We start from the raw sequence: 359 nt of genomic DNA, 5'->3' as shown, positions 1-359 counted from the left end.
AAGGTAAGAACCTTGAAACAGCATCCACGCAAGAACAAAACGGCCATCAACATCGAATACATGAAAGCCAGCATCCGGGCCAAGGTGGAGCACCCATTTCGCATCATCAAGCGACAGTTCGGCTTCGTGAAAGCCAGATACAAGGGATTGCTGAAAAACGATAACCAACTGGCGATGTTATTCACGCTGGCCAACCTGTTTCGGGTGGACCAGATGATACGTCAGTGGGAGAGATCTCACTAAAAACTGGGGATAACGCCTTAAATGGCGAAGAAACGGTCTAAATAGGCTGATTCAAGGCATTTACGGGAGAAAAAATCGGCTCAAACATGAAGAAATGAAATGACTGAGTCAGCCGA

At 46.8% G+C, this 359-nt stretch carries 1 protein-coding gene; it reads left to right on the top strand.

Going from position 1 to position 359, the window contains the following annotated elements:
• A partial coding sequence (locus J9892_RS18905) for a transposase (RefSeq protein ID WP_210538715.1) occupies window positions 1–243 on the top strand: 243 nt, incomplete at its 5' end.
• Between the last annotated feature and the right edge of the window lie 116 nt (window positions 244–359).

It is taken from the genome of Aeromonas sp. Prich7-2 (assembly GCF_017939255.1).
In the GTDB taxonomy this organism is placed as follows: domain Bacteria; phylum Pseudomonadota; class Gammaproteobacteria; order Enterobacterales; family Aeromonadaceae; genus Aeromonas; species Aeromonas caviae.
Note: the sequence above shows the minus strand (reverse complement) of the source record. Positions and strands in the feature narration are given on the sequence as shown.